The following is a 24,994-nucleotide window of genomic DNA, read 5'->3' on the forward strand; positions in this document are numbered from 1 at the left end:
TTGGCGCGCGTTGCTGTTTCTGTCAGGTTTAACCCATGTCATTACCACCCGGTTTTCTGGATGAGTTGCGCACCCGGCTGAGCTTGTCTCAGGTCGTCGGGCGCAAAGTCATGTGGGACGCGCGCAAGTCCAATCAGGGCAAGGGCGACATGTGGGCTCCGTGCCCGTTCCATCACGAGAAGACAGCATCGTTCCACGTCGATGACCAAAAGGGTTTCTATTACTGCTTTGGCTGCCATGCCAAAGGGGATGCGATCAGCTTCGTGAAAGAGACCGAGAATGTCTCGTTCATCGAAGCGGTCGAAATTCTCGCGCGTGAAGCCGGAATGCCGATGCCCGAACGTGACCCCAAGGCGCAAGAGAAACAGGATCGTCGCACGCAACTGGCCGAGGTGATGGAACAGGCGGTGCAGTTCTTTCGGTTGCAGCTGAAAACAGGGGCAGGTGGGGAGGCGCGCGATTATCTGGCGCGGCGCGGCTTGAAAGTGCAGACGCTGGATCGGTGGGAAATCGGCTTTGCTCCCGACGGTTGGCAGGCGCTTTGGGATCACCTACGCGGCAAGAACGTTGCCGAAGATCTGATCCTTGGTGCGGGTCTGGCGAAACCCTCGAACAAAGGTAAAAAGCCCTATGACACGTTTCGGAACCGGATCATGTATCCGATCCGGGATCCGCGCGGGCGTTGCATTGCGTTCGGTGGCCGAGCGATGGACCCCAATGACAATGCGAAATATCTGAACTCGCCCGAAACTGAACTGTTCGACAAGGGGCGCAGCCTCTATAACCAAGGCCCCGCGCGGCAGGCTGCGGGCAAAGGGCAGCCATTGATCGTGGCCGAAGGATATATGGATGTGATCGCGCTTGCCGAGGCCGGTTTTGGCGCATCGGTGGCCCCATTGGGTACCGCAATCACCGAGCATCAGTTGCAACTGCTGTGGCGTATCTCGGACGAGCCGATCATTGCGCTGGATGGCGACACGGCGGGTTTGCGTGCTGCGATGCGGGCGGTCGATCTGGCCCTGCCGCTGCTTGAGGCAGGAAAGTCCTTGCGCTTTGCGCTGATGCCCGAGGGCAAAGACCCCGATGATCTGTTGCGGGCCGATGGTCCAACGGCAGTGCAGACGGTATTGGAAGAGGCCATGCCAATGGTCAGGCTGCTGTGGCAGCGCGAAACCGAAGGCAAGGTGTTCGACAGCCCCGAACGCAAAGCAGCTTTGGACAAGGTCTTGCGCGACAAGATCAAGCTGATCCGTGACCCGTCGATCCGGTCGCATTACGGGCAAGAGATCAAAGACCTGCGCTGGCAGCTGTTTCGCCCTCAAAGGCAGCCACAAAACCGTACTTGGCAAACACGCGGGAAATGGAAGCCCCAGCCGCAACCGGCCACACCGGGCGCGCGGGCGTCATTCCTGGCATCATCCGACAATGCCGATATCCAGATGCGCGAAGCCGCCATTCTGGCCATCGCCGCATTGAATCCCCAAGTCGTGGTGCAGTTTGAACACCAACTGGAAGAAATGGAGTGCCGTGACCAAGATCACGCTGGCCTGCGCGATGCCATTCTGCGGCACGCGATAGATGATCCTGAGAACCTCAAACAACATATTGCGGAAACTTTGGGACATCACGCCCTTGAAAACCTGCTGGCCCTTCGCCATGTCGCAGTTATCCCCTGCGTGAATAAACCGGGCGACGTTGAAAAGGCCGAAATGACATTGGCTGAGGAACTCGCCAAAATCAAAGCTCTCAGGGGTCTGGACGCAGAGATTGCCGAAGCCGCAGAGGAGCTGTCTGATCTGGACGATGAAGCGTTGACCTATCGCTTGGCGCAAGCCGCCGAAGAGCGCAACAGAACAAGCCGAAGCCAGAATGAAGACAGGGCCGTTTTCGACATCGCTGACAATGGTGCGCGAATCAACCGCGACGAGAAGGATGCGTTTAAGGCAATCATGTCAGGTATCAATTTCGAGCGAAAACGCCGGTAATGTGGTGTTTTCGTAAGGCACTGGAAAAGAAAAACAGGTAAACGGGTGGCCGAATCACTTCAACGCGCTAATGATTCGGTTCAATCGAATCACCCATCCCTGCAGGAGCATTGAATGGCCGCCAAGGATACAAACGAAGACAGCAAATCCGACGAGCAGGAACAGGAAATCTCGCTGGACATGAGCCAGACTCAGGTCAAGAAGATGATCGCCGAGGCTCGTGAGAAAGGCTACATCACCTACGACCAGCTCAATCAGGTCCTGCCGCCTGATCAGGTCAGCTCGGAACAGATCGAAGACGTTATGTCGATGCTGTCCGAGATGGGGATCAACATCATCGAAGATGAAGAGGCGGAAGAGGAAGAGAATAAAGGCTCGACCGACCTGATCACAACGGAAAGCAACCGTGAGGTCACGCTGGCCGGTGCCGCCGCCGAAAAGCTTGATCGTACCGATGACCCGGTGCGCATGTATCTGCGCGAAATGGGTTCGGTCGAACTGCTCAGCCGTGAGGGCGAGATTGCTATCGCCAAGCGGATCGAGGCTGGTCGTAATACGATGATCCTAGGGCTTTGTGAAAGCCCACTGACCTTCCAGGCGATTACGATCTGGCATGATGAATTGCTGTCCGAAGACATTCTGCTGCGCGACGTCATTGATCTGGAGGCCACTTTCGGCAATCAGATGGACGAAGACGGCGATGTCGAAGAGCCGGTCGTCGACACTTCGACCGTGCAGGCCGCAAAGCCCGCCAAAGAAGAAGGCCCCGAGCTGGATGCCGATGGCAACCCGATTGCGACCGATGATGACGATGACGAAGACGAGCAGGCGAACATGTCGCTGGCTGCTATGGAAGCTGCTCTGAAAGATCAGGTTCTGACTACGCTCGAGCGTATTTCGACTGATTTTGCGATGCTGAGCGAAATGCAGGACAGCCGGATTTCGGCAACCCTGAACGAAGACGGCACATTCAGCGACACGGACGAAGCGACCTATCAGAAGCTGCGCGCCGAGATTGTCGAGCTGGTGAACGGCCTTCATCTGCACAACAACCGGATCGATGCTTTGATCGACCAGCTCTATGGCATCAATCGTCGGATCATGTCGCTGGACAGCTCGATGGTGAAGCTGGCGGATCAGGCCCGCATCAACCGTCGCGAATTTGTTGACGCCTATCGTGGGCGTGAACTGGACCCGAACTGGCTGGCCGAGATGGCTGAAAAGCCGGGCCGGGGCTGGCAGATGTTCATCGAACGCTCGACCTCCAAGGTCGAGGAACTGCGCAACGATATGGCTCAGGTCGGGCAATATGTTGGCCTGGACATCAGCGAATTCCGCCGCATCGTACAGCAGGTCCAGAAAGGCGAGAAAGAGGCGCGCCAGGCCAAGAAAGAAATGGTCGAAGCCAACCTGCGTCTGGTGATCTCGATCGCCAAAAAATACACGAACCGTGGTCTGCAATTCCTTGATCTTATTCAGGAAGGTAACATTGGCCTGATGAAGGCCGTAGACAAGTTCGAATACCGCCGCGGGTATAAGTTCTCGACCTACGCCACCTGGTGGATCCGTCAGGCGATCACCCGGTCCATCGCGGATCAGGCACGCACGATCCGTATCCCAGTCCATATGATCGAGACGATCAACAAGTTGGTTCGGACGGGACGTCAGATGCTGCATGAAATCGGCCGCGAGCCGACGCCGGAAGAACTGGCCGAAAAGCTGCAGATGCCGCTGGAGAAGGTCCGCAAGGTGATGAAGATCGCCAAGGAACCGATCAGCCTGGAAACGCCGATTGGCGACGAAGAAGACAGCCAGCTTGGCGATTTCATCGAGGACAAGAATGCTGTGCTGCCGCTGGACAGTGCTATTCAGGAAAACCTCAAGGAAACGACCACGCGTGTTCTGGCCTCACTTACCCCGCGGGAAGAACGGGTTCTGCGGATGCGGTTTGGCATCGGTATGAACACGGACCACACCCTGGAAGAGGTCGGCCAACAGTTCAGCGTGACTCGCGAACGTATCCGCCAGATCGAGGCGAAGGCGCTGCGAAAACTGAAACACCCCAGCAGGTCGCGAAAGTTGCGGTCGTTCCTGGATCAGTAACCTAGAAAAGGCGCCTCGACCGAGGCGCCTTTTTCGTTTGAAACCAATGTTCACGGTGGCTTGTAGAAACATCAATTTGGCGAGAACTCACAAGAATCCCGCTGCGCGTCTTCCTATATCCGCAATGTCCACTCATGGGACGGGCCGGGGCGAGGCTGCAAGGCTGACGACCCCCGGCTACCTCAAAGTTACGATCAAGGATCCAGGCGGCTGCGAAAAGCGCTGGGCGCGCGACCCGTCCACCGTTTGAAAGCGGTGGAAAAGGCGGGTTGGTCTGCGTAGCCAAGTGAGAATGCAATTTCAGATAGCTGCATACCGTTGGTGATGAAAGTTTGGGCCAGATCACAGCGCAGATCGTCTGCGATCTCTCGATAGCTTGACCCTTCATCTTTTAGCCGACGCGCAAATGTTCGCGGGCTCATGCCGAGATTGGCGGCTATGTCATCGGATTGCGGAAAATTCCCCGGCATCGAACGTGTAATCAGACCCTCGACCTGCGCCCGCAATTTTTGCTTAGGCGAAGCCCGTTCTGCCAGGACGCGTTCCCCGTACTCAATCAGATGCTCTCGAAGCATCGGGTCATATGTGGGCACGGGAAGATCCAGAGATGAAGGCGACAGAACAATCTCTAGGTTTTCTGCTCCAAATTCTACCGAAAATCCTGCAAGCTTTTGAAATAGATTTCTTTTCTCTCCAACCTCGTGTTGAAAGCGAATTGCTATGGGGTGGAAGTCTGACTGCGTCAGGTTCCGCATTCGCGCCAGCGTCCCAAACATCAAAAACTCTGTGCGTCTATGATACCGGGCAAAACTTGCGTCTTCCCATTCCGCCTCGAAGGACACAAAGTTCCCGGCATGGCGCAGACTGAAGGTGATTGTGGGATCTATGATGCGAGAGAAGCGGGTTGTGTTTTCAAACACCTGTCGGAGGTCACGAGAGTACTTGCTGATATAGGCCGTAATACTAGAGGCCGAACTGACTTTCGAACCCGCATAGGCGGCAAAAGTTATGTCGCGCATAGCGTCGCAGGCATATCTGATGAACATCGCCTCAGTTTGCGCACTGTAGACTGTAGTGGGGGGAGCGATTGCCGCTCGGCTTAGACCGCTGCCTTCCAAAAGCTGGTCTGCTAACTCTGGGCCGCCCGAACGCTCATCTACCGTTCGGGTCAGGTGTTGAATTCTGGCAATATCAAGCTCCATATCCAATTCTTAATGCTTTCGCGAAAAATTTGAACCCAGTTTGCACGGGTGCAGGCAAACCCATCTGGCAGGTTTTCACAAGTTTCTGGCACTTTTCAGCAAGGATATAGCAACGCAAAGGCATAGTTACCTCGTGTTGTCGGGTCAGCACCTTGTGGGGATGAGGGTAGAGCTCCGGTCGTCTCAGACTAGCGATCGGTGGCTCCCCGGCACGTTTCATCTGAAAACCTACGTGTCGCATTGCGGATTTTACCCTTCAATGGCACGGTCCGGTTGTGGCGAAATTGATCTGGTATCCAATGCAAGACCGGGCGATCTCAGATGTGGGAACCGAGCAGAACCTCATCGTTTTTGATGGAGAATGCGTGCTGTGTTCTCGGTTTTTCAGGTTCATGCTGTGGGCTGACACAAAGAAACGGTTCAAGTTTGTAATTGCCCAGTCCCCCATAGGACAAAGCCTTTACCGGCAACTCGGCCTGCCCACCGACGAGTTTGAAACCAATCTTGTGATCGTTGACGGTGTTGTGCATCAGCGCTTGGATGCTTTTGCTGCTGCAATGCGCAGCTTACCCGCTTTGTGGCCTGTTCTGTCGGCCTGTCGATTTCTTCCGCGGTTTTTGAAGGATCCGCTTTATCATTTCATCGCGCGCCACCGATTTGCATTCTTTGGACGGTTCGAAACGTGCTTGGTTCCGGATTCATCCCTGAAAGCGCGGTTCTTCCCCGGAGGGTATGCGTGAGGCCGGACCCATTTCTGCAGGCCCTTCCAGCCAATTCTGAGGTGCCGGATGCGGTTCGAAAATTCCACAGTGAAACGGCAGAGTTTACAGGACTATGCAGCATCCAAAGAGGAACCGGGTGGTTGACCTCTTTGTCATTGTGGTTGGGTGGGTTTCCCCCCGCTGCAGATATTCAGACGGTCCGCATTCGAACCAAACTCAATGGCCAGGAATGGGAATGGCTCAGGGATTTTGGCGGGCATGAGACGCTGTCTCATCTGGTCTACGACGCAGACAGGCGGTGCGTGAAAGAGAGGATCGGAGGGCTGACCATCTGGATGCGCCCACAGGTTCGAGGTCAAAAGCTGCATTTGAACATCCTGCGCCTCACTCTATTGTGGGTGCCATGCCCAAACTTTCTTTTACCGCGTTCGGCGACGGTGGAATGGCAGGATGATCAAGGCCGGTTTCGGTTCGATGTTTCGGCAGAAATGCCGATGTTGGGTCAACTGATCAGATATCGGGGCTGGCTGATGCCGGTTCACGTAAATAGGAACAATGCCTGAATTGAACGTGAGGTGGCTTTGCCATGGCCTCCTGCAATCTACTTTAATATTTATCAAGAAACATGAGAGAGTAGCATTATGAAAAAAGTGATCACATCTGCGGTTCTGGCCGCCGCCACGTTGTTTGAACCGGGGGCGGTGACAGCAGCACCAAACGGTTTTCAGACTGTTGCAGTAAACGACAAAGTGTTTGAGGTGATCCCGCGCGCGCGTAGGGATGTGGATGGCTATTGGTGCGCTGCTGCAGATTTTGCTCGTCGCAGCTTGGGGGCAGGGTGGCAGCAGAATATCTATGTTGTGCGTGGATATGGCCCAAGCGAAGCCACCGGTCGCCGCACGGCGGTCCAATTCTCGTTGACCCCTCCAGCAAATGTCGAGCAGAGCACAAGCTTTGTTTCCATTGGTTTCCAGCCGGGGCAGAGCAGGTCCGTCCAGAACGCGAATGGCCTGTGTTTCCGGCAGCCAATTTTTGATTAAAGAAGGTAAGACCCGCGTTTTGCAGACCGAGTTTATAATTTCAACGCAGGGGCCGGGGCTGTATGAGTTCACCTCGGGTATACGAGACTGGCTTGCCCCAAGCGGTCGCGACGGATTGTTGACCCTGTTTGTGCGCCATACCTCGTGTTCTCTGGCCATTCAGGAAAATGCGGACCCCGAGGTGCGGACGGATTTGCAGGCCTTTTTCGAACGTCTAGTGCCACCGGCGGATGATCCGTCGATGGCGTATTTAAGGCACACCTATGAGGGGCCAGACGATATGCCAGCACATATCAAAGCTGCGTTGCTGCCTGTGTCCTTGGGCATTCCTGTCGCCGCAGGGGTGCCCATGCTGGGGACATGGCAGGGCGTTTATCTGTTTGAACACCGGACCCAATCACACAACCGACGCGTCGCTGCGCATTTCGCGTGACCCCTTTATTTAGCGGTAAAAATTTCCGACTACCCAAATCCTAGAGGCTGCCCTATAGTTGTGGATAAGTGGGCCACAGCGCTTACTAAAAGAGGCGGAACAAGAGACGAGGAGACGGCGGATGCGCTGCCCGTTTTGCGGAAATATCGACACTCAGGTCAAAGATTCACGCCCGGCAGAGGATCATGTCGCGATCCGCAGGCGCCGTTTCTGCCCGGCTTGCGGCGGACGGTTCACCACCTATGAACGCGTTCAGTTACGCGATCTGGTTGTGATCAAAACCAATGGAAAACGCGAGGATTTCGATCGAGACAAGCTGGAACGGTCGATCCGTATCTCGATGCAGAAACGCCCGATTGATCCGGAACGCATTGATCAGATGATCTCGGGTATTGTGCGACGGCTGGAAAGCATGGGCGATACCGACATTCCGTCCAGCAAGATCGGTGAAATTGTTATGGAAGCTCTGGCGCGGATCGACACCGTTGCCTATGTTCGGTTTGCAAGCGTGTATAAGAATTTCCAGGCGGCCGATGATTTCGAGGAGTTTGTCCACGAACTGCGCCCGCCGCAGCCTTCGACGGACGAGTGAGCGAAACAGATAAGCGATATATGGCGCTGGCCCTTGCCTTGGGGCGGCGCGGACAGGGGACGTGCTGGCCCAACCCATCCGTTGGCTGCGTACTCGTACAGGACGGGCGGATTGTTGGGCGTGGTTGGACGCAACCTGGTGGTCGGCCACATGCGGAAACCGAAGCGTTAAGACAGGCGGGATCGCAGGCGCGTGGCGCGACTGCTTATGTCTCGCTTGAACCCTGCGCCCATCACGGACAGACCCCGCCTTGCGCTCAGGCCTTGATTGAGGCCGGTGTGGCGCGTGTTGTTTCAGCCATCGAAGACAGTGATCCGCGTGTTGCCGGGCAGGGCTTTGCCATGCTGCGCGAGGCTGGGATTGACGTGACAACCGGTGTTCTTGCGGATCAGGCGGCCCGCGACCACGCCGGTTTCTTTCTAAAGACCGAACAGGGCCGGCCATTTGTCACGCTTAAACTGGCCAGCAGTTTTGACGGGCGCATTGCGACCGAAAGCGGCCATAGTCAGTGGATTACGGGTCAGACCTCGCGGCGGGCTGTTCATGCCATGCGGGCAACGCATGATGCTGTTATGGTTGGGGCAGGTACGGCGCGCGTAGACGACCCCTCTCTGACAGTTCGGGATCTTGGGATTGAACGTCAGCCTGTGCGCGTCGTCGTTTCGCGCCATCTGGATATCCCGTTGATGGGTCAACTGGCACGCACCGCCTCGAAAATTCCGGTGTGGTTGTGCCATGGTCCGTCACCGGATGCCGAACGTGCAAAAGCGTGGGAAGGACTGGGCGCAAGGCTTATCCCCTGCGCGTTACGCGATCATCACATTGACGCCGCTGACCTGTTGCTGCAGTTGGGGCAGGAGGGTTTGACCCGCGTCTTTTGCGAGGGCGGATCGTCCCTGGCTGCGTCGCTTTTGGTGGATGAACTGGTTGATGAGTTGATCGGCTTCAGTGCCGGGCTTGCGATTGGTGCCGAAGGTTTGCCTGCCATCGGGGCGCTTGGTATGGATCGTCTGGATGAGGCACCACGGTTTGAGCTGCTGGAGACCCGCATCATCGGTCAAGACGTGATGCATCGCTGGGCGCGGGCATTGCGCTAACGGCGCCAGAGATGCGCCTGTGTTGCGAAAACGCCCTGTAGTTTCGAGAGCAGTCTAAGGCCGGGGCCAGATCGGCTCTGGTAGCCGTCTGTCAGCCTTTCCAATACCACTTCCGGAGGGCAGGGCATGCCGGTGACAGGGTCCAGATACCTCGGGTAATCGATCAGTGCGGCATGGATCAATCCCAGCAGGGAGGGCCGTGCACCACGACGGGCGGGGACGGACCCCAAATCCTGGGTCAAACCCCAACCAGCATAAAAGGGTGCACCGAGCGTTGTGACCGGCAATCCGCGCATCAGCGCCTCGAACCCTAGCAGAGAGGTCATGGTCCAGACCTCCTGAACCTCACCCAACAATGCGGCGGGATCGGTGTTCGTGACGATCAGGTCTGCTAGCCCCTCAGCCTCGGCCTCACCTTCACGCAGGCCAGCTTCGACATCGGGATGCGGTTTATAGATCAGAACGGCGGTCGGGTTCATCTCTCGGGCCGTGCGCAGAAGTTCAGTATTGGTGCGAACGGTGCTGGTTCCAAACAGGATCGAGGCATCGTCCTCGACCTGTCCGGGCACCAGAATGCGGTGACCTTTTGGCAAGTCCGGAACCGGGCCGCCGGTGTTATATTTGCTGACCGCTCCGGCGATAATCTGTGTCACCAACCGCTCGGCCCGCAATTCCTGATCCGGCCGCAGGGTCTCCCGCTTGGCGATCATCTCTTCCAACCTGCTGGGTTTGGTCGGGTCGTAATAGATCCCAAGGTCATCCAGCGACAGCGACAGAGGCGGCACAAGGCTGGCCCCCAACCCACGGGACCGAACGAAGCCATCCTCGACCCGTGTGACGTTTTCCATATCACGGCCGTGCCGCGCCCAAACCATGTGGGGACGATCTGGGATTTCGGGAACGTCAGGCGTGAATTTTACCTTTTTCTCGCACCCAAACATGTGCTGCAGGTGCCTGCGTTTCCAAAGCCGCATCCCGGATGCCGTCCAGCCCTTGTGATCTTGTCGCCAGGCGCGGGTCAGACCTTCAAGCGTGTCCAGCACGGATTCGAATTCGCACAGCTGATCCCGATAGGGATCGTACCACTTGGGATAAAGAACCATGGTGGCGGCGAAGAGTTGCGCGCGCGTCAGGTTTCGTTGGCGTCTTGGGAAATGGGCTTCGTCTTGGGTAAGACCCCATCCGGCGTAAAACGGTTGGCCGAAGACGCGGGGTTTGTGACCGGCCAATATGGCCTCGAACCCAAGTTGCGAGGACAGGGTGTAGACGCCCACAGCGCCCTCTAACAAGGTCCAGGGGCTGATGGCGCTGTGCTGAAAGGATACGCGGTCGGTCAGATCATCGGCAGAGTAATATCCGGGCCGGTGCCCTGCGATCGTGTCGGGGTGGGATTTGATCAGAACGGTCGCGCCGGGGTTCTCCTCTTGCGCCATAACCAGCATCTCGCGGAACCGGGCCTCATCGCCACCGCTTGCCCTTACAGAAGCATCGTCGCGTGCTTGATCGACAACCAGGACATACCCTGGGTCCGGCGCAGGGGTCGCGGGATCATAGGCGGAATACTTACTCAGATGTAGTTCGCGCAGCCGCGCCATCCCGCCACGTGCCCGGTTCAGCAGGGCCGTATTATCCAACGGGTCGGTCGCAAGAAGTGTTTCCAGATCCGAAGGCTGTGTTGGATCAAAATGCACACCGCTGCGATCAAGCAGCAGACCCAGCGGAGCCTCGCCACTGCGTCCTGAGTGCAGAGATCGCAGGAATGCATCCTCTACGCGCAAGATCGGAGCATTGTATTTGGTCGCTATACGCAGTCCACGATGTGCCGTCGGGCTATTGCCCCAGATACCCACCAGATCCGACCCTTTGGGCGTGCCGATGCCGATATCATATCCGGTCAGTGACAGAATTCTCCGCACGCGCGCGGCTGTCAGAAATCCGCCATTATAGACCAAAAGACGACTGCGTTCGGCCTTGGCATGCGTTCCTTGTGGAACGGAGGGCATCATCCGCCTGTCAGGGTCGTGACATTGGCAAGCGGGGTCAGGCCACCGGCGATCAACGAGATGGATTTGCTCCATTGCGCGTAAGGTGCTTCGGTGACGTAAATTGTGTCATCATCGCGGATGACAAAGTCGCGGGCGATGAAAAGGCCATTGGGTGCTGTCAGGTTCAGCACGTAGATCATGCGCTGCTCTCCCTGCAGGTCCGGTTTTCCCATGACTGACCGGACAATGTCCTGTCGTTCCTTTCGTAGAACGAAAATGCCGGTCGGGTCCGAAGACAGGGGCTGTAAGCCACCAACCTGTGCCAGCGCTTCCAGCGCGGACAGATCCTGACTGTCGAATGCCACGCGCGACTGACCGCCCGTCGCCCCCAAGGCGACATAGGATCGGTTGTCGGCTTCGACTAGAATGCGGTCGCCACCCCGCAGGGCAACGTCAAATTCCGGGTTGCGGAACAAGTCATTGTACCAGACCGTCCCTTTTTGATTGCCTCGGATCAGTGTCACCAGGGCGATATCGGACCCTTCGATCACGCCGCCAGCCCGTGTCAGCATTCCGGCCAGTGTGCGGGTTGGTCGTTCGATCGGATAGATCCCGGGCGCGGACAGGGTGCCCGACAGCGAAACGGTTGATCCGTCCCCGGCGATACGGCGCACTTCGACCTGAGGATCAGGGGTCTGGTCCTGGAGCTTTTCCGTGATCAACATGCGAAGCTGTTCCGGCGTGTTTCCGGCTGCGCGCAGGCGCCCGGCATAGGGAACAAAGATGAAGCCCTCGCTGTCGACCTGTACCTCTTCCAGGGATGTTGAAGCTCCGGTCTCTCCGGATAACAGCCCGTCATCCACGTTTTCCCAGATTGTCAGGCCCAGTACATCACCCGGACGAACCGTGTCGGCGGTCAGGTTCTGAGCGCTACGGAAGGTTTGCGAGAACCCGTATTGAGGCACTGCGGACGTGACCTGCGCCACCCGGTCGTCAACCTCAACAACATAGGCGTTTCCACCTTTCGTGGTCGAACCGGCAAGGATTTCGGATTTGTTTGGGCCAGTTTTAGGTAGTTGGCACGCGGCCAGCAGGCCAAGAGCGGCCACAAGGGTTACACCCCGTCCCCATCGGATTGGAAAGCGCTGCACTGCCGAATATCCTCGAACGTCTTGGTTTTGGTCTTTTGTTTCCAGCAGCGTACTTGTTTCCAACTGCAATCGCCAGCATCAAGAGGGGTGATTTACTCAACGATCCTCAACTGTGGCGTCCGCGCCTCTTTGTCGGTCAGCACGGATTGGTAGGGATCTTTCGCCCTTAGCATCATATCCACGGCTCGCCTAAGCAACTGTCGCCGCCCACGGCGTGAATAAAACCCGCCGGGGACCTGACTGGTTTCAAGCAGAAAACGCCTATAGCTTTGATAGGCTTCGGTATCGGGGATATCTGGATTGGAAAAGAAATCAGTGATCGGTTGGCTGGAAACGAATTCGGGCTTGTCATAGACCGATTTGCCAAAGGCGCGCAGAGGAATGCCGCGCCACAATACCTGCTGACCCGCAGTTGAATTGATCGTCACGGCCGAGCTCGCTTCGTTGAGCAATGTGGCCAGTTTGCCCCCGGGTACATAATGGACCCGATCAGCGATACCCAGTGTTTTGGCCAGTTTGCGTGCCACCTGGCGCAATGGTTCCCGATGATTTTCCAGCGGGTGTTCTTTGATGACCAGATGATGGTGCGTTGGTGCGCCATTTGCAAAACCGTGCAGTACCTGCTCAAGAAACTCGGACATGCAGTCAAAGTCCGAGTGTGACTGAACCGAACTGTCATGTCCCAGTTGCAGCAATGCCAAGTGATAGGGAAACCCGCCCCGCCGGACCCGCTCCGTCGCCATTCGCCTCCGGATTCTGTGAAACGGCATCATTGCCAGCCGTTTGAAATACAGCCTGAACTCTTTCGAAACCGGTAGGTCACGGTGGGTTCGAAAATTGCGATACTTGCCGTTCAGGAACAGAACAAACCAATGATACAGCGCGCCATAGAAAATATGCTGTCGCATATCACCCCAATGCGTCGGAGGGGGCGGCATCGGCGCATCAGTACGCTCCAGCGCTCGCTGCATCTGGGTAACTTCCAGATTCATCAGATGCGAATTGCCATTCGTACCTGTGCGTTCGTAGGTGACCCACCAGGGCCTCAGATACCCTTCTTCGAAAACATGAACAGTGATCCCGTGGGCGCGGGCGATGCGGATGGCTTGGGCGTGGATTGGACGCGTATCGCCATACAGGACTATGTCTGTCACCTCGCGGCCGACAACCAGGTCAACAAATTTTACCGGCCAGTTCTCGGGTTTGCCAGCATAGGGAATAAAGCTGGCCTTATCAGACCAGAAGGCCTGATCCCCGGCGTTAAAACCCACGCGCCACACCTCGGAACCCGCTGCGCGCAGGATCTTACCAAGCGCGCCAAAAAACGGCCCGTGCGGTCCTTGCAGGAAAAGAAATACGCGTTTTTGCGCAGCGCCGTTGAGTGGTAACATTTCTGCTGCTCTTGTCGTTAGATGAGGAATTATGCCTGTTTGTCGTATTTGCGGCAACCTGGGGCTTGCCCGTAGGCGCGCTTACGCTTACCTCGACGGTGAGCGCTGGCATCAGGTTAGAAACAGAGGATTAACGCAATGTTTACGGGGATCGTCACAGATATCGGCACCATCACCGAACTGGAGCAGCAAGGCGATCTGCGGGCGCGGATCAAAACCGCCTACAATACCCCGGGGATTGATATTGGTGCATCCATTGCCAGCGACGGCGTTTGCCTGACAGTCATCGCATTAGGCGAAGACTGGTATGATGTGCAAATCAGCGCGGAAACCGTTTCGAAAACCAATCTGGATCGCTGGACCGTCGGTAAACGTGTCAATCTAGAGCGGGCGCTGAAGGTCGGAGACGAGTTGGGCGGTCATATCGTGTCTGGTCATGTTGATGGCGTCGCAGAAGTGGTCGCCGTTCTGGACGAGGGCGACAGCACGCGGGTAACCTTGCGCGCACCCAAAGATCTGGCCCGCTTCATTGCGCCCAAGGGATCAGTTGCGCTGAACGGTACTTCTTTGACCGTAAACGATGTGGACGGGTGCGATTTTGGTATCAACTTCATTCCGCACACCAAAGAGGTGACGACCTGGGGGGATGTCGGCATCGGCGACCGGGTCAATCTTGAGATCGACACGCTGGCTCGCTATGTCGCGCGCCTCGCTGAAATGTCCTAGTCCACAACTCAACGTCGCGTCTGACCGGAACGGTGCCGCATGCGGTCTGGTCTTTGACCGCGCGGTGGTCTATCCACCCGGTCAAACTTGGCATGTGAAAGGCTGCCCCATGAGCTTTGAAACTCCCGGACCGGTCGAGGCCCAGCTGCGCGCGGCAATCAGCCCGATCAAAGAGATCATCGACGAGGCGCGTAAAGGCCGGATGTATATCCTGGTTGATCACGAAGATCGCGAGAATGAGGGCGATCTGGTGATTGCCGCCGAGTTCGCTGATGCTGAGGCAATTAATTTCATGGCCACCCATGGTCGCGGCCTGATCTGCCTGCCAATGACGGCGGAACGGATTGACACGTTGGGTCTGCCTATGATGGCGGTGAACAACTCGTCACGTCATGAGACCGCGTTCACCGTGTCGATTGAAGCGCGCGAGGGAGTGTCGACTGGCATTTCCGCTGGTGACCGGGCGCTGACTGTGGCGACTGCGATCAACGAGCAAAACACGATGGCCCATATCGCCACGCCGGGTCACGTCTTCCCCTTGCGGGCCAAGCGGGGCGGGGTGCTGGTGCGCGCGGGCCATACCGAGGCCGCCGTTGATATCTCACGCCTGGCCGGGCTGAACCCTTCGGGTGTGATCTGCGAGATCATGAACCCTGACGGAACCATGGCGCGGCTGCCTGACCTGGTCGAATTCGCCAAGGAACACGGGTTGAAGATCGGCACGATCAGCGACTTGATCGCCTACCGGTCGCGCAATGACAATCTGGTGGTTGAGACATCTCGGGAAACCGTCACATCCGAATATGGCGGCGATTGGGAAATGCGGATTTTCACCGATCAGACTCATGGCATCGAACATGTCGTGATGGTCAAGGGTGACATCACCACGCCCGAGCCGGTTTTGACCCGGACCCATGCGCTGCACGAGGCGCCCGACATTCTGGGTCTTGGCCCGAAATCCTCACGTGAGCTGCCGCGCGCGATGGAAAAGATTGCGGATGAAGGGCGCGGTGTGGTCTGTCTGTTCCGCCAACCGCGCAACTCGCTCTATGCGGCTGAAGATGAGGGCCCACGCACCATCAAACAAACCGGTCTGGGGGCGCAGATCCTGTCCAAGATGGGGATCCAGGAACTTGTGCTGCTGACCGACTCGCCGGAAACCGTTTATCTCGGGCTCGACGCTTTTGGCCTGTCCATTGTCGGGACCCGTTCAATCCTCAGGGAGGACTGATTGTGGCTGAACAAGACAAACACGGCGTGTTGCCGACACCGAGTTTCGACAAACCAGTCAAGCTGTTGATCGTTGTGGCCCCGTTCTATCGCGCCATCGCTGACAATTTGGTGGCTGGCGCAAAGGCCGAGATCGAAGGGGCAGGCGGCACCTGTGATGTGGTCGAAGTGCCCGGCGCCTTGGAAATCCCGACGGCAATCGCCATGGCGGACCGTCAGTGCAATTTTGACGGCTATGTCGCGCTGGGCTGTGTCATTCGCGGAGAGACCACGCATTACGAAACCGTCTGCAACGACTCCAGCCGTGCCATCCAACTGATGGGTCTGCAGGGGCTGTGCATCGGCAACGGTATACTGACAGTCGAGAATGACGATCAGGCCGAAGTGCGCGCCAATCCGGAAAAAATGAATAAAGGGGGCGGGGCTGCCGCTGCGGCCTTGCATCTGATCGCGCTCAGCCGTAAGTGGGGCTCTTCCAAAAAGGGCGTCGGGTTCAAGCCGCCGTCCGAGTCCATCCTAATGGCGGGCGACAGCAACGGATCCACGACAGCATGACCAAGACAGACACGCCAAAACCGGCCAACCAGAAACGCCTGATGAAATCCGCCGCTCGGCTCTATGCCGTGCAGGCGCTGTTCCAGATGGAGCAATCAGGTCAGACAACCGATCAGGTTGTGACCGAGTTTCTGGATCACCGCTTTGGCGCCGTCTATGAGGGCGAGGAAATGCTGGACGGCGATATTCGCCTGTTCCGCAAGCTGGTTGAAGATGCGGTCAATTATCAGGCGCCGATCGATCAGATGACCGATCGTGCTTTGGTTGCCAAATGGCCGATTGCCCGGATCGACCCGACCCTGCGTGCGGCCTTCCGGGCCGCCGGAGCAGAGCTGACACAGAACGACACACCGCCCAAGGTGGTCATCACTGAATTCGTCGATGTGGCGCGGGCCTTCTTCCCCGAAGGTAAAGAGACCAAATTTGTCAACGCAGTGCTGGATCACATGGCGCACGAGGCCAAGCCCGAGGCGTTCTGACGCGTTTACACGGATCAAGTATGCGTTAAACTGAATATTACAGCGCAATGAGGTCCGCCATGCCCAAACTGATCCGTTTGTATATCACGCAAGTGGCCTGGGGCTTTGCCATCTCGGCAATTTTTGTCGGGGTGCTTCTGGCCCTGAATGTCGCCAACCTGCGTCATCTGATTACTGGTTCTGATATCGGTCTGGTTGCTCTGGCGATGATCTGGTTCATGAACGGGATCGTCTTTGCCGGTGTACAGTTTGCCTATGCCATTATGAGCATGGCCGAAAAACCCGGCGGTCCGCGCGGTGGAACGCCGGTTTCTGTCAGGCTAAAGCCTGCCTTGATCAAACAAGAGGCACGTACTGGGCGTTAAGACAGGTGACACGCCGGCTGAGGTGGACGCAGAGCTTGCCCGCCGTAATTGGTAGGTCAGGGCGTCAGTTTTAGTCTGACTGCGTTGTGACTTTTGTCTGACAGGGTTCGGGTCATTCGGCAGACAAGGCGACACCCTCCACGGTAACCCTGTGCATCAATCGTCGAAATCCATGATAGTCATTGACCGCTTTGTGCCATGTGGCCCGGTTGTCCCAGATGGTCATGTCGCCTGTTTGCCAACGAATGCGGCATTGGAACTCGGGTTGCTGGCAATGGTCATATAGCATTGCAAGGATGGCTGCTGATTCATCAGCGCTCAGGCCTTCGATATGGGTTGTGAACACTGGATTCACATAAATACCGCGCCGCCCGCTGAGGGGGTGTTTTATGATCACAGGATGTCGCGCGTCTTGGGTGGCTGCCTGTGCATTGCTTAGCCGACCACTTTGCGCCGCTTCACTGTCCTGTGTGCTTGTTCCAAAAACGTGCCGAGAGGAATGAACCGCCCATAGCCCATCCAGAAAGCTCCGCATGGTAGGTGACAGCGCCTCATAAGCCGCACCCATCGAGACGAACAGCGTGTCGCCTCCAAAGGGCGGGGTTTCCAAAGCATGCAGGATAGACCCCATCGCCGGGATTTGGTCGTAGGAATGATCGGTATGCCAGCCCTCTCCGATGGCCTCTTTCTGATCCTTTTCCTTCAGCACCATAGCGATTTCTGGATGCCCCTCGACCGGCCTGAAGAAGCGGTTGATGTTGATCGCGCCAAAGCGTTGGGCAAACGCCAGATGCTCATCCGGGCCGACATCCTGCGCTCTGAGTACGATGACAGAGTGCTGAGCAAAGGCCGTATGAATGGCGTCGAACAGGCTGCCGTCTCGGATATCGGCGCCGATGATCTCTGCGCCCACACCGCCGGTAAGTGGTCTGATGTCCATCTGCTTTCTCCCTGAGTTTCAAACGCAGGGTAGCGCATTGCTAAAGGTCGAAAAAACTGATTTAAAATTTGTAAAGAGAAGATTTTATTGATGATACGTTTCACTTTGCGCCAGTTGTCGTTCTTCGCCGAGACGGCGCGATGTGGCGGTATCGCGCAGGCAGCCAGGAACCTGAATGTTTCGGCCGCCGCTATTTCATCGGCAATCGACAAACTCGAAGATGTCACTGGTTTGACGTTGTTTGATCGCTTTCCCGCACGCGGGATGAGGTTGACCCGCGTTGGCGCAGCCTTTTTGACGGATTCCGAAGCGTTGCTGATGCAAGCAGGCGCGCTCGGCAATCGGGCCGCTGTGATGGCTGAGGGTAAAACAGGGTCTATTGTGATCGGGACACACTATGCAATTGCGCAGAAGATCATTCTACCAGCTGTTCTGGCTTTTCGCCAAAGCCATCCCGGTATCCGCATCGAGGTTGTTGAGGATGATTTCCCGAACCTGGTTGCTGCGCTGGATGCGGGCGAGTTGGACGCGCTTGTGGTGTTTGATCAAGGGTTTGATCCCCAACGTCATCACGTTGAAGTACTTAAAGAACTGGCGCCTCTGGTTTTACTTCCGGCCTCCCACCCTATGGCGCATGCCGACAGCGTACAGCTTGAGCAGCTGACAGGCTTGCCCTACATTGCAGTGTCGCGTTCCGGTCCGGGTCCAAGCTATCTTGACCTGTTGCAGGCCGCCGGGCTTGATCCAGAAGTGCCGCTGACCTCGCAATCACGAGAGTTGGTGCATGCCTATGTTGGCAAAGGGCTTGGGTTCACGCTGGTTGGTTTTCCGCCAGAGGCGAGCCGCACGATAGAAGGCGATGCGGTCGTCGCGCGTCCGCTGGCACAGGATATCGGGTATTTTAATGTTGTGATTGTGCAGCCCCGCGCCATTCGGCAACCCGAACCCGTAAAAGCATTTCTTGATGCCTGTCTGCTCCAGGTATGATTAGCGCGATCTGGCCCGCAGGTCAGAACCCAGAGCTCGTAAATCCGGCTATTTCCTGCCGGAGTTTGGATCGAGTGTGGCGGGACCACCAGTCAACCGTGCGGTTTGATTCCCGAGGACCTGTATGTACAGGTGGGCGCCAGGTAATCAGGCCAGGACCTGAACAGAGCCAGCCCCCTCGGAATTGCTTAAGGCCACCAGAATGCTACCTGTCACAAGAAGGGCAGAACCCGCCACGGGCCTAAGTAGGGCGTCCGGCGGGTTCGCACAAGGGGTCAGGCGTCAACAGTTTCGTGCAAGGCCACGCGCATCTTGCCAAAATGCTCGTCCCAGCCATTGTCCAGCGCCAGGATCAGGCCAAGGGCATCGGCACCTTGCGGCAGACCTTCGTGCAGCAGGTCCAGGCGTGTACCGCCCGCAACCGGTTCCAGCGTCCATTTCACGATGCTTACCGCGTCGCCCATTGGCTTAACCGTAAACGAATACTCCAGATATGACGGCGGGCGCGCCTCGCGGACCTCTCCCCAGATCAGCAGGTCGCCACTGGTTGTTCCGAACATCTCAAGCTTTTGGCCCTGCGCCAGGGGGCGTTCGGGTTTGTGAAACCATTCCGCCAACCGGTCGGGTTCGGTCAGATAGGCCCAGACGGTCTCGGGCTCGGCCCTCAGGAAGATGGACTTCCTTAGAACGGCATCAGTCATTTTGATTTCCTTTCAACAGCTTCTTTAAGAGAGTTAAGGCGTTCATCCCAAAATTGATCAAAGTAGCTGAGCCAATCCAGAACAGGGGCCATACCTTTTGGTTCAAGTCGGTTTATGCGTTCCCGGCCACGAGCTTCGACGGCGATCAGGCCACCATCCGAGAGCACGGTCAGGTGTTTCTTTACAGCCGCGCGGGTCATGTCGAAGCGATCAGTCAACTGAGCAATCGTCATGTCCTGCAGTGCCAGCATCTGCACAATGTCCCTGCGGGTAGGGTCAGCCAGAGCGCGGAACGCGTTTTGAGTTTGATTTTCCATATGTAACCTAAAGAGATACCATTTGGTTTCACATTAATGCGATACCAAATGGTATTATGTCAAGTCGTATGGGCTCACTTTACATTTGTTCACTAATTGTTCACATTTGGGATATGACATTGGACCTGCAACCCGGACAAAGACTTGCACGTGGCGTCGCCCGTCACCTGACGGCGCATGGCTTTGTATCCGTTGAGGAATTCGTGCCTATACGCGGACTGCGGGTTGATGTGATGGGGCTGGGTCCTAAGGGTGAGCTTTGGGTGATCGAATGTAAATCAAGCCGCGCTGATTTCCAGTCGGATTCCAAATGGCATGGTTATTTGGAGTGGTGTGATCGATTCTTCTGGGCAGTGGATACGGAGTTTCCGACCGAGCTGTTGCCTGCCGAGACCGGGTTGATCATTGCCGATGCTTATGACGCCGAGATCGTGCGTATGGCACCAGAGGACAAGATAGCTCCGGCCCGGCGGAAGAAGATGATCCAGAAATTTGCCACAGATGCAGCCCGGCGCTTGCAGTCCCTGAGAGATCCCAGAATCTGATAGCTCAGCTTTTTACCGCCCGTGCGGCATGCGCAGCAGCACGGAGTTCATCGGCAATCTCTTCGGCTTCTTCCGGATCGAAATCCATTGGAATTTCAAGGTTTTCCGCTTCGATGAATAGGCGCACCATCCCCTGATCTGTTGGTCCGATCTGCAAATTCGCCTGAATGTCACTTTCGGTATTGATGCTCATGTGTGCCTCCGGGGATGAGAGTTCGTGCTAGCGCGCAAAGGCTTGAGAATCAAGTTACCTTTGCGTTCAAATAGGGGATGCACTCTATTCAGATCAGACCCTTTGAAGCTTTGGACGCGCCGTGGTTGGTGGCTGTGCATGATCTTTTGTATTCACGAGACGAGGGTTTTGACGACTCTTTTGCCGTGTTGGTGAAAGAAATCCTCGACGATTTCATCTCGGACCATGATGCCAAGCGCGAGCGTGGCTGGATAGCCGAATGTGACGGTAAACCTTTGGGCAGTATTTTCTGCGTTGCCCTGAGTGAAACGACCGCAAAACTGCGCTTGTTCTTGCTGTTGCCCGAAGCGCGTGGGATGGGCCTGGGAAAGCGGATGCTGGAGAGCTGCATGGGCTTTGCTCGCGGCGCCGGTTACACTGAAATGAGGCTGTGGACGCATGAAAGCCACAAGGCTGCCTGTGCGCTTTATGGGTCCACTGGGTGGCAGTTGATGGATAGCAAACCGGTCCATTCCTTCGGGGTTGATCTGGTCGAACAAAGCTGGAAAATTCAGCTTTAATCCTCTTGCATTCCGTGAACGCGTTCGGTACATCGCCCTTCACAAGTGCCGCCTTAGCTCAGTTGGTTAGAGCGCTGGATTGTGGATCCAGAGGTCCCCTGTTCAAGCCAGGGAGGCGGTACCATCTCACCGATTGCCAGAAAATTCCCAAGCTAGTTCGGCCTCTAAGCCGCCGCGCAAATCGAAGGGCTGCCTTCACTCAAAACGGTACCGATTATTATTTGAGAAATTGTCTTTTCCGGGGATTGCAGCGGCTGCATCCCCGGTAGGTTCTTAGCGTGCCAGATTCAGGCGAAAGCGCATCTTTGTTTTCCGTTCCGCAGGTAAATGACGGTTCAGATGCTTGTTCACCAGGCCGAACCCCCCAACGATCACAAGCGTCAGTAAGATGAAATAGAAGGCAAGGATTGGATAGGCGACAAAGGGGTTGAACGTCTTGTCCGCGAAATAGCTTGCGTAATACAGCGCATCGCCTCGTTGCTGCCAGGCGGGGAAGGCCGAGAAGAACACCAGCGTGGTGGCATGGAACAGAAAGATCGCCTCATTCGTGTAGGCGGGCCAGGCAAGCCGCAGCATGGTGGGCCAGACGATCCGCCGGAAGCGAGACCAGCCGGACATGCCATAAGCATCTGCAGCCTCGGTATCGCCCTTGGGAATGGATCGGAGCGCGCCAAAGAAAATTTCGGCTGAATAGGCGGCTGTGTTCAGAAACAGAACGATCAGAGCCCCTATCCAGGCCGACGTCAGAGAATCGAACATCGGATAGGATTTCTTCAGCGACAGGAAGAAGAAATAGGCAAAGAAAAACTGAATGAACAGCGGCGAACCTCGAAAGATGAAAATGAACCATTCCGAAGGTTTGCGCAGCCAGAAACTGGGTGAAGCTTTGCCAAGCGCCAGTGCTGTGGCCAGGAAAAATCCGGTCGCAAGCGCCATGATTCCGAAATAGATATTCCAGATCATACCAGACCCGATCAGGGTAAAGTGCTCACATAAGGTAAAGTCGGATTTTGGCAGCAGGCGCTCGCCATATCCAAGAGATCGCAGGCCGTAGTCCTGAATGGTCTGCAAGCAGCTCATGCGGTGGTCTCCTTGCGCAGCAATTCTCCGGCGGCGGTGGCCTGTCCGTGCGAGAGCCGGCGCATCAGGCGTTCAAGCCCGATCTCGGACATACGGGTGAAGCCAAGGTAGAAAACCAGCAGGAACAGGAAATACCACATGCGCCAGTCACCGTGTGGGTATTGCGTAAACTTCGGAGTCTTGGTGCTGCCCAGTTCGCGGGCCCAGTACACGATATCTTCGATGCCCAGAAGGAACAGCAACGGCGTGGCCTTGATCAGAACCATCCAGAGATTGCTGAGACCGGGCAGGGCATAAACCCACATCTGAGGCACAAGGATTTTCCAGAATGTCTGGCGACGGGACATCCCATAGGCTTCGGCGGTTTCCAGCTGTGTATAGGGTACGGCCCGCATGCCGCCGAACAGAACATTGGCGGCGAAAGCACCGAAAACAATAGAGAAAGTGATGACAGCCAGAAAGAACCCATAGGTTTCGTGCACCCATTCCGGCGAGGTGCCCAGTGGCAGTTTGGCAGATTGGCAGACGATAAAGTCGTTGCCCTGTCGGATCGAATCCGTCCAGTCCGGGCAGAGAATTTGATGCCGCGTCCATTCGAATGCCTGATCCAAAGCAATCACGAAGAACATGAAAAAGGCGATATCCGGCACGCCGCGCACGATGGCGATATAACCCTTACCCAGCCAACTGACCGGCAGAACGTGCGAACGGGCAGCCATGGCCCCGACGAACCCGAAACCCAGCGCTACGGGCGCCGTCACGGCAAGCAGGGCCAGTACCTTGAGGAAGGACAGGTAAAAGGACCAATGCACACCATTGGTCAGATAGCACGAGAACCAACGAAAGGTTCCCAGCGTGTCGGGATCAGTGCAGAACGAAAAAATGGCGGGCCTCTTCAGGTGGTAAAGGCGCTAGGGCGGCGCGCCCGTAGACTGGGGCACGCCGCCGGATCAGAATTAGAAGGTCGAAGACACTTCCCATTTGGTGATCAGCTCGTTCAGGCTGCCGTCATCCTTCATGGATTGGATGGCTGCGTTGAGCTTTTCTTTCAGCTCACCGTCGGATTCACGGACGCCAATGCCGACGCCACCACCCAGCGGAACCTCATCGGCCACAAAGCGCAGATCTGCGTCTTCGTCGACGATCGGGGCAAGGAAGGATTTGTCGGCCAGAACCGCATCGGCCTCACCGTTGCGTACGGCAGCGATGGTTTCCTCGGGGCTGGCGAACTCGACCAGGGTCGCGCCGGATTCGGCGATATAGCCAGCCTGAATGGTGCCGGTCTGTGCGGCGACCACACCACCTGCAACATCGGCGTCATCCGACATTGCTACATAGGCGGAGGGATCCGGCGGTGTGTAGTTCTGGGTAAAGTCGATGACCTCGTCACGCTCGTCGGTGATCGACATACCAGCGATGATCACGTCGTAGTTGCCCGAGACCAGGTTCGGAATGATCGAATCCCAGTCGTTCTTGACCCACTCGCAGGTCAGGTCTGCGCGTTTGCACAGCTCGTCGCCCAGCTCGCGCTCAAAGCCGTCGATCTCACCTGCGTCATTGACGAAGTTCCAAGGTGCATAGGCGCCCTCGGTCCCCATCCGGATGGTGTCTGCCATAGCCATGCCTGCGCTCAGCGCAAGGGCCGCAGTGGTCAGGATCAGTTTTTTCATTGGATACTCCCCAGTTTTGGTTCTGATCTGAAGTTATGCCGCCTGAGTGGCGGAAAGAAAGCCCTGAAGCCGTGGAGATTCAGGGGTAGTAAAGAGATCTTCAGGCAGGCCTTCTTCTTCGATGAGGCCCTGGTGAAGGAAAACGACATGGCTAGAGATATCAGCGGCCATTTTCATGTCGTGGGTCACAATGATCATGGTGCGGCCTTCTGCAGCCAGGTCTTTGATCACCTTGATCACTTCTTGTTCCAATTCGGGGTCCAGCGCCGACGTGGGCTCGTCAAACAAAAGCGCCTCGGGCTCCATGCACAGCCCCCGCGCGATCGCGGCACGCTGTTGCTGGCCACCAGACAACTGTGCGGGGTAGGCGTCGCACTTGTCGCCAATACCAACTTTTTCAAGGTATTTGCGTGCGCTGTCTTCAACTTCTTTTTTGTCACGGCCCAATACCGTTACAGGTGCTTCCATCACGTTCTGCAGGATGGTCAAATGAGCCCACAGGTTGAACTGTTGGAAAACCATCGACAGGTTTGTGCGAATGCGCAGAACCTGTTTCGCATCTGCAGGCCGGCGCGTGTGGCTGTTACCGGACCAACGAACAGGTTCACCCTTGAAAAGGATTTCGCCCTGCTGGCTGTCTTCCAACAGGTTGCAGCACCGCAATAAAGTGGATTTCCCAGACCCCGAGGACCCAATCAAAGATACGACATCGCCCCGTCTGGCAGTGATATCCACGCCCTTCAGCACTTCCAGATTGCCGAAACTCTTGTGTAGGTTCTTGATCTCAATGACGGGAGTTGAATCTGTCACGGTTGGTCCAAGTGTTATTGGTGTTGGTGCGGTACTAGGGCTTAAAAATCAGATCAATGCAATGCGCAAATGACAGAGTAAGCGGGTGAATCCGTCAATTTGACGAAGCGTTCTGGTCAATTTGATCATGAATTA

28 protein-coding genes and 1 tRNA gene are annotated in these 24,994 nt (G+C 56.4%); 17 read left to right on the forward strand and 12 right to left on the reverse strand.

Features of this window, described 5'->3' with window-relative positions; all coding sequences use genetic code 11:
* Window positions 1-35 precede the first annotated feature (35 nt).
* Together dnaG and rpoD are read left to right on the forward strand one after the other, a co-directional pair.
* The gene (gene dnaG, locus AC2FLB_RS11120; protein WP_496709264.1) at window positions 36-1,985 is read left to right on the forward strand and encodes a DNA primase; all 1,950 of its coding nucleotides are present in this window, start codon (window positions 36-38) and stop codon (window positions 1,983-1,985) included.
* A gap of 114 nt (window positions 1,986-2,099) precedes the next feature.
* Entirely contained in the window at window positions 2,100-4,088 is a 1,989-nt protein-coding gene (rpoD, locus tag AC2FLB_RS11125) for an RNA polymerase sigma factor RpoD (protein ID WP_142634659.1), read from the forward strand.
* A 194-nt stretch (window positions 4,089-4,282) separates the two neighbouring features.
* Here the strand turns inward: rpoD and AC2FLB_RS11130 are convergent, their stop codons facing one another.
* Window positions 4,283-5,290, reverse strand: coding sequence for a helix-turn-helix domain-containing protein (locus AC2FLB_RS11130; protein ID WP_496690799.1), 1,008 nt, complete (start codon window positions 5,288-5,290; stop codon window positions 4,283-4,285).
* A 275-nt stretch (window positions 5,291-5,565) separates the two neighbouring features.
* On the opposite strand from AC2FLB_RS11130, the gene AC2FLB_RS11135 reads away from it, so the two are divergent.
* From AC2FLB_RS11135 to ribD, 6 genes are all read left to right on the forward strand, one after another.
* Complete coding sequence (locus AC2FLB_RS11135; protein WP_496700002.1) at window positions 5,566-6,030, forward strand: thiol-disulfide oxidoreductase DCC family protein; 465 nt, start codon at window positions 5,566-5,568, stop codon at window positions 6,028-6,030.
* 41 nt (window positions 6,031-6,071) lie between these two features.
* A complete protein-coding gene (locus tag AC2FLB_RS11140; RefSeq protein WP_496709353.1) occupies window positions 6,072-6,575 on the forward strand; it encodes a DUF4166 domain-containing protein in 504 nt (167 codons plus the stop codon).
* Window positions 6,576-6,653: 78 nt separating this feature from the next.
* On the forward strand, window positions 6,654-7,052 hold the full coding sequence (locus tag AC2FLB_RS11145) for a hypothetical protein (RefSeq protein ID WP_142634653.1): 399 nt from the start codon (window positions 6,654-6,656) through the stop codon (window positions 7,050-7,052).
* Between the two features lie 19 nt (window positions 7,053-7,071).
* Window positions 7,072-7,485, forward strand: a complete 414-nt coding sequence (locus AC2FLB_RS11150; RefSeq protein ID WP_142635160.1) for a secondary thiamine-phosphate synthase enzyme YjbQ — start codon at window positions 7,072-7,074, stop codon at window positions 7,483-7,485.
* Window positions 7,486-7,606: 121 nt separating this feature from the next.
* On the forward strand, window positions 7,607-8,077 hold the full coding sequence (nrdR, locus tag AC2FLB_RS11155) for a transcriptional regulator NrdR (protein WP_142634651.1): 471 nt from the start codon (window positions 7,607-7,609) through the stop codon (window positions 8,075-8,077).
* Window positions 8,074-9,174, forward strand: a complete 1,101-nt coding sequence (gene ribD, locus AC2FLB_RS11160) for a bifunctional diaminohydroxyphosphoribosylaminopyrimidine deaminase/5-amino-6-(5-phosphoribosylamino)uracil reductase RibD (RefSeq protein ID WP_496700006.1) — start codon at window positions 8,074-8,076, stop codon at window positions 9,172-9,174. Before nrdR ends, ribD begins: the two co-directional genes overlap by 4 nt.
* Here the strand turns inward: ribD and AC2FLB_RS11165 are convergent.
* From AC2FLB_RS11165 to AC2FLB_RS11175, 3 genes are all read right to left on the reverse strand, one after another.
* Window positions 9,171-11,177 (reverse strand): capsule polysaccharide biogenesis protein, encoded by a 2,007-nt coding sequence (locus AC2FLB_RS11165; protein WP_496690795.1) that lies wholly within the window; start codon window positions 11,175-11,177, stop codon window positions 9,171-9,173. The genes ribD and AC2FLB_RS11165 overlap by 4 nt on opposite strands.
* A complete protein-coding gene (locus tag AC2FLB_RS11170) occupies window positions 11,177-12,310 on the reverse strand; it encodes a polysaccharide biosynthesis/export family protein (RefSeq protein WP_142634645.1) in 1,134 nt (377 codons plus the stop codon). Before AC2FLB_RS11170 ends, AC2FLB_RS11165 begins: the two co-directional genes overlap by 1 nt.
* A gap of 92 nt (window positions 12,311-12,402) precedes the next feature.
* Entirely contained in the window at window positions 12,403-13,701 is a 1,299-nt protein-coding gene (locus tag AC2FLB_RS11175; RefSeq protein ID WP_496709265.1) for a capsule polysaccharide biogenesis protein, read from the reverse strand.
* A gap of 138 nt (window positions 13,702-13,839) precedes the next feature.
* Here AC2FLB_RS11175 and AC2FLB_RS11180 point away from each other — a divergent pair, with 138 nt between their 5' ends.
* The 5 genes from AC2FLB_RS11180 (at window position 13,840) to AC2FLB_RS11200 (ending at window position 17,056) form a co-directional block, all read left to right on the forward strand.
* Entirely contained in the window at window positions 13,840-14,427 is a 588-nt protein-coding gene (locus tag AC2FLB_RS11180) for a riboflavin synthase (RefSeq protein WP_142634640.1), read from the forward strand.
* A gap of 109 nt (window positions 14,428-14,536) precedes the next feature.
* Window positions 14,537-15,658, forward strand: a complete 1,122-nt coding sequence (gene ribB / locus AC2FLB_RS11185; RefSeq protein WP_496690792.1) for a 3,4-dihydroxy-2-butanone-4-phosphate synthase — start codon at window positions 14,537-14,539, stop codon at window positions 15,656-15,658.
* Window positions 15,659-15,660: 2 nt separating this feature from the next.
* Window positions 15,661-16,212, forward strand: a complete 552-nt coding sequence (locus AC2FLB_RS11190; protein ID WP_496709266.1) for a 6,7-dimethyl-8-ribityllumazine synthase — start codon at window positions 15,661-15,663, stop codon at window positions 16,210-16,212.
* Window positions 16,209-16,691: a transcription antitermination factor NusB gene (nusB, locus tag AC2FLB_RS11195; RefSeq protein WP_496709267.1), complete on the forward strand. Its 483-nt coding sequence runs from the start codon at window positions 16,209-16,211 to the stop codon at window positions 16,689-16,691. The genes AC2FLB_RS11190 and nusB overlap by 4 nt, the downstream gene beginning before the upstream one ends.
* Window positions 16,692-16,750: 59 nt before the next feature.
* On the forward strand, window positions 16,751-17,056 hold the full coding sequence (locus tag AC2FLB_RS11200) for a hypothetical protein (RefSeq protein ID WP_142634632.1): 306 nt from the start codon (window positions 16,751-16,753) through the stop codon (window positions 17,054-17,056).
* 112 nt (window positions 17,057-17,168) lie between these two features.
* Here the strand turns inward: AC2FLB_RS11200 and AC2FLB_RS11205 are convergent, their stop codons facing one another.
* The gene (locus tag AC2FLB_RS11205; RefSeq protein WP_496690790.1) at window positions 17,169-17,996 is read right to left on the reverse strand and encodes a TauD/TfdA dioxygenase family protein; all 828 of its coding nucleotides are present in this window, start codon (window positions 17,994-17,996) and stop codon (window positions 17,169-17,171) included.
* Between the two features lie 90 nt (window positions 17,997-18,086).
* Between AC2FLB_RS11205 and AC2FLB_RS11210 the strand changes: the two genes are divergently transcribed.
* Entirely contained in the window at window positions 18,087-18,983 is an 897-nt protein-coding gene (locus tag AC2FLB_RS11210; protein WP_496700013.1) for a LysR family transcriptional regulator, read from the forward strand.
* 275 nt (window positions 18,984-19,258) lie between these two features.
* On the opposite strand, the gene AC2FLB_RS11215 is transcribed toward AC2FLB_RS11210, so the two are convergent.
* Window positions 19,259-19,684 (reverse strand): SRPBCC family protein, encoded by a 426-nt coding sequence (locus tag AC2FLB_RS11215; RefSeq protein ID WP_496709268.1) that lies wholly within the window; start codon window positions 19,682-19,684, stop codon window positions 19,259-19,261.
* On the reverse strand, window positions 19,681-20,001 hold the full coding sequence (locus tag AC2FLB_RS11220; RefSeq protein WP_271946295.1) for an ArsR/SmtB family transcription factor: 321 nt from the start codon (window positions 19,999-20,001) through the stop codon (window positions 19,681-19,683). Before AC2FLB_RS11220 ends, AC2FLB_RS11215 begins: the two co-directional genes overlap by 4 nt.
* Before the next feature lie 113 nt (window positions 20,002-20,114).
* On the opposite strand from AC2FLB_RS11220, the gene AC2FLB_RS11225 reads away from it, so the two are divergent.
* Window positions 20,115-20,546, forward strand: coding sequence for an MmcB family DNA repair protein (locus AC2FLB_RS11225; RefSeq protein ID WP_496690788.1), 432 nt, complete (start codon window positions 20,115-20,117; stop codon window positions 20,544-20,546).
* 4 nt (window positions 20,547-20,550) lie between these two features.
* On the opposite strand, the gene AC2FLB_RS11230 is transcribed toward AC2FLB_RS11225, so the two are convergent.
* Window positions 20,551-20,739 carry a DUF6324 family protein gene (locus AC2FLB_RS11230; RefSeq protein WP_142634620.1) on the reverse strand — a complete coding sequence of 63 codons (189 nt, stop codon included), beginning with the start codon at window positions 20,737-20,739 and terminating at the stop codon, window positions 20,551-20,553.
* A 77-nt stretch (window positions 20,740-20,816) separates the two neighbouring features.
* Between AC2FLB_RS11230 and AC2FLB_RS11235 the strand changes: the two genes are divergently transcribed.
* Together AC2FLB_RS11235 and AC2FLB_RS11240 are read left to right on the forward strand one after the other, a co-directional pair.
* The gene (locus AC2FLB_RS11235) at window positions 20,817-21,299 is read left to right on the forward strand and encodes a GNAT family N-acetyltransferase (protein ID WP_496690787.1); all 483 of its coding nucleotides are present in this window, start codon (window positions 20,817-20,819) and stop codon (window positions 21,297-21,299) included.
* 47 nt (window positions 21,300-21,346) lie between these two features.
* A tRNA-His gene (locus AC2FLB_RS11240) sits at window positions 21,347-21,423 on the forward strand.
* 149 nt (window positions 21,424-21,572) lie between these two features.
* Here AC2FLB_RS11240 and AC2FLB_RS11245 read toward each other — a convergent pair.
* The 4 genes from AC2FLB_RS11245 to AC2FLB_RS11260 all read right to left on the reverse strand — a co-directional run bounded on the left by AC2FLB_RS11245 (window position 21,573) and on the right by AC2FLB_RS11260 (window position 24,859).
* Complete coding sequence (locus AC2FLB_RS11245; protein ID WP_496709269.1) at window positions 21,573-22,379, reverse strand: ABC transporter permease; 807 nt, start codon at window positions 22,377-22,379, stop codon at window positions 21,573-21,575.
* Window positions 22,376-23,263: an ABC transporter permease gene (locus AC2FLB_RS11250; RefSeq protein WP_142635158.1), complete on the reverse strand. Its 888-nt coding sequence runs from the start codon at window positions 23,261-23,263 to the stop codon at window positions 22,376-22,378. Before AC2FLB_RS11250 ends, AC2FLB_RS11245 begins: the two co-directional genes overlap by 4 nt.
* Window positions 23,264-23,335: 72 nt before the next feature.
* Window positions 23,336-24,049, reverse strand: a complete 714-nt coding sequence (locus AC2FLB_RS11255) for a transporter substrate-binding domain-containing protein (RefSeq protein WP_271946303.1) — start codon at window positions 24,047-24,049, stop codon at window positions 23,336-23,338.
* Window positions 24,050-24,082: 33 nt separating this feature from the next.
* Window positions 24,083-24,859: an ABC transporter ATP-binding protein gene (locus AC2FLB_RS11260; RefSeq protein ID WP_496709270.1), complete on the reverse strand. Its 777-nt coding sequence runs from the start codon at window positions 24,857-24,859 to the stop codon at window positions 24,083-24,085.
* Between the last annotated feature and the right edge of the window lie 135 nt (window positions 24,860-24,994).

Source organism: Ruegeria sp. CDSA236 (assembly GCF_059611285.1).

Bases quoted from the DNA above. Each gene is read 5' to 3' on its own strand.
- dnaG (WP_496709264.1), top strand. From the start codon at position 36: ATGTCATTACCACCCGGTTTTCTGGATGAGTTGCGCACCCGGCTGAGC.
- rpoD (WP_142634659.1), top strand. From the start codon at position 2,100: ATGGCCGCCAAGGATACAAACGAAGACAGCAAATCCGACGAGCAGGAA.
- AC2FLB_RS11130 (WP_496690799.1), bottom strand. From the start codon at position 5,290: ATGGAGCTTGATATTGCCAGAATTCAACACCTGACCCGAACGGTAGAT.
- AC2FLB_RS11145 (WP_142634653.1), top strand. From the start codon at position 6,654: ATGAAAAAAGTGATCACATCTGCGGTTCTGGCCGCCGCCACGTTGTTT.
- nrdR (WP_142634651.1), top strand. From the start codon at position 7,607: ATGCGCTGCCCGTTTTGCGGAAATATCGACACTCAGGTCAAAGATTCA.
- AC2FLB_RS11165 (WP_496690795.1), bottom strand. From the start codon at position 11,177: ATGCCCTCCGTTCCACAAGGAACGCATGCCAAGGCCGAACGCAGTCGT.
- AC2FLB_RS11175 (WP_496709265.1), bottom strand. From the start codon at position 13,701: ATGTTACCACTCAACGGCGCTGCGCAAAAACGCGTATTTCTTTTCCTG.
- AC2FLB_RS11180 (WP_142634640.1), top strand. From the start codon at position 13,840: ATGTTTACGGGGATCGTCACAGATATCGGCACCATCACCGAACTGGAG.
- ribB (WP_496690792.1), top strand. From the start codon at position 14,537: ATGAGCTTTGAAACTCCCGGACCGGTCGAGGCCCAGCTGCGCGCGGCA.
- nusB (WP_496709267.1), top strand. From the start codon at position 16,209: ATGACCAAGACAGACACGCCAAAACCGGCCAACCAGAAACGCCTGATG.
- AC2FLB_RS11200 (WP_142634632.1), top strand. From the start codon at position 16,751: ATGCCCAAACTGATCCGTTTGTATATCACGCAAGTGGCCTGGGGCTTT.
- AC2FLB_RS11205 (WP_496690790.1), bottom strand. From the start codon at position 17,996: ATGGACATCAGACCACTTACCGGCGGTGTGGGCGCAGAGATCATCGGC.
- AC2FLB_RS11210 (WP_496700013.1), top strand. From the start codon at position 18,087: ATGATACGTTTCACTTTGCGCCAGTTGTCGTTCTTCGCCGAGACGGCG.
- AC2FLB_RS11215 (WP_496709268.1), bottom strand. From the start codon at position 19,684: ATGACTGATGCCGTTCTAAGGAAGTCCATCTTCCTGAGGGCCGAGCCC.
- AC2FLB_RS11220 (WP_271946295.1), bottom strand. From the start codon at position 20,001: ATGGAAAATCAAACTCAAAACGCGTTCCGCGCTCTGGCTGACCCTACC.
- AC2FLB_RS11225 (WP_496690788.1), top strand. From the start codon at position 20,115: ATGACATTGGACCTGCAACCCGGACAAAGACTTGCACGTGGCGTCGCC.
- AC2FLB_RS11230 (WP_142634620.1), bottom strand. From the start codon at position 20,739: ATGAGCATCAATACCGAAAGTGACATTCAGGCGAATTTGCAGATCGGA.
- AC2FLB_RS11235 (WP_496690787.1), top strand. From the start codon at position 20,817: ATGCACTCTATTCAGATCAGACCCTTTGAAGCTTTGGACGCGCCGTGG.
- AC2FLB_RS11245 (WP_496709269.1), bottom strand. From the start codon at position 22,379: ATGAGCTGCTTGCAGACCATTCAGGACTACGGCCTGCGATCTCTTGGA.
- AC2FLB_RS11255 (WP_271946303.1), bottom strand. From the start codon at position 24,049: ATGAAAAAACTGATCCTGACCACTGCGGCCCTTGCGCTGAGCGCAGGC.